Annotated in this window: 2 protein-coding genes; both read right to left on the bottom strand. The window is 60.3% G+C overall.

Translation table 11 applies throughout. The features are described from left to right. Window positions 1–78: 78 nt before the first annotated feature. The gene (locus tag D6877_RS06995) at window positions 79–525 is read right to left on the bottom strand and encodes an Hsp20 family protein (protein ID WP_016773925.1); all 447 of its coding nucleotides are present in this window, start codon (window positions 523–525) and stop codon (window positions 79–81) included. A 119-nt stretch (window positions 526–644) separates the two neighbouring features. Then, a complete protein-coding gene (locus D6877_RS07000) occupies window positions 645–1,604 on the bottom strand; it encodes a tRNA-dihydrouridine synthase (RefSeq protein WP_016773924.1) in 960 nt (319 codons plus the stop codon). Window positions 1,605–1,653: the final 49 nt, after the last annotated feature.

A 1,653-nucleotide genomic window follows, 5' to 3' on the forward strand; every position in this document is an offset into this window, starting at 1 on the left:
AAAAAAGGCCCCGACGTATCGGGGCCTTTCGTTCAGCGGCTTATCGCCGGTTCGGGCGATTGTGTGTCAGCACATGAATCAATGCTGCAACGCCGGCTGCTGCGCTCCATTGATCGGGATGCGCTTGGCTTTCGCCTCTTCCGGGATCACACGGAGCAGGTCGATGCTCAGCAGGCCGTTGCGCAGGGCAGCGTCCTTGATCTCGATGTGATCAGCCAGACGGAACGACAGCTTGAAGGCTCGCTGAGCGATGCCTTGATGCAAGAACGTGACGCTTTCGTCGGTGTCACGTTTGCCGCCACTGATGGTCAGCACACCCTTCTCGACTTGCAGGTCCAGGTCTTCTTCCTGGAAACCGGCGGCCGCAACGACGATACGGTATTGGTCATCACCGTGTTTTTCGACGTTGTAAGGTGGGTAGCTGCTGCCTGGCTCGTTGCGCAGGGCGGTTTCGAAAAGGTCGTTGAAACGGTCGAAACCTACCGAGGAACGGAACAGTGGTGCGAGAGAAAATGCAGTACTCATGATTCAAATCTCCTGAAAACAATCAGCAAGGTTTTGTGTCTCCGCGACCCGAATTCGGCATCGCGTAACCCTTAGATAGGGACCGCTGTTTTGATTTCAAGAGAATATTTTGAGATTTTTTATGCGGCTTCGACGAGCGGCAATCCGAGCAGACGCGAGACTTGATCCGGCTCGGTTTCGCGGCGCAGAACGGTGAAAAGCTCGGCGGCTTCCGGGTAGTTGCGGGTCAGCATGGCCAGCCATTGCTTGAGGCGACCGGGCGATTGGCGCGCGGTCATTTGCGCTTTGGCCTGCAGCCAGAAGTCCTGAATCAGCGGCATCAGCTCGGCCCAGGTCATCTCGACGACCTCTTCGCCAGCGCGAGCCGCAGCGATCTGCCGAGCGAGATCCGGGCGGGAGACCAGACCCCGACCGAGCATAATGTCTTCCACGCCACTGATTTCGCGGCAACGGCGCCAGTCTTCGACGCTCCAGATATCGCCGTTGGCGAACACCGGCACCTTGACCACGTCCTGCACGCGCGGGATCCACTCCCAATGTGCCGGCGGTTTGTAGCCGTCCATTTTCGTCCGCGCGTGTACAACGATGTGCTCCGCCCCGCCTTCGGCGAGCGCCGTGGCGCAGACCAGCGAACCGTCAGGACTGTCGAAACCCAGGCGCATTTTTGCGGTAACCGGGATGTGCGCCGGCACCGCGCGACGGACATGCTCGACGATCTGGTTGAGCAGCTCCGGCTCCTTGAGCAGCACGGCGCCGCCGCGGGATTTGTTGACGGTCTTGGCCGGGCAGCCGAAGTTGAGGTCGATCACTTCCGAGCCAAGCTCGCAGGCCAACGCGGCGTTTTCCGCCAGGCACACCGGATCGGACCCGAGCAATTGCACGCGCAGCGGCACGCCGGACGCCGTGCGGGCGCCGTTAAGCAGCTCGGGGCCGAACTTGTGGAAGTACGCCGGGGTGAGCAACTGGTCGTTGACCCGAATGAATTCGGTCACGCACCAGTCGATGCCGCCAACGCGGGTCAGCACGTCGCGCAGGATGTCGTCGACCAACCCTTCCATGGGCGCCAGAGCAATTTGCATGGGGAAACACTACTTGAAGAAAAACGTGCGGCAGTTTACTGGATATCGC

It is taken from the genome of Pseudomonas sp. Sample_9, from assembly GCF_004307535.1.
Lineage (GTDB): Bacteria > Pseudomonadota > Gammaproteobacteria > Pseudomonadales > Pseudomonadaceae > Aquipseudomonas > Aquipseudomonas mercuritolerans.

Bases quoted from the DNA above. Each gene is read 5' to 3' on its own strand.
- D6877_RS07000 (WP_016773924.1), bottom strand. From the start codon at position 1,604: ATGCAAATTGCTCTGGCGCCCATGGAAGGGTTGGTCGACGACATCCTG.
- D6877_RS06995 (WP_016773925.1), bottom strand. From the start codon at position 525: ATGAGTACTGCATTTTCTCTCGCACCACTGTTCCGTTCCTCGGTAGGT.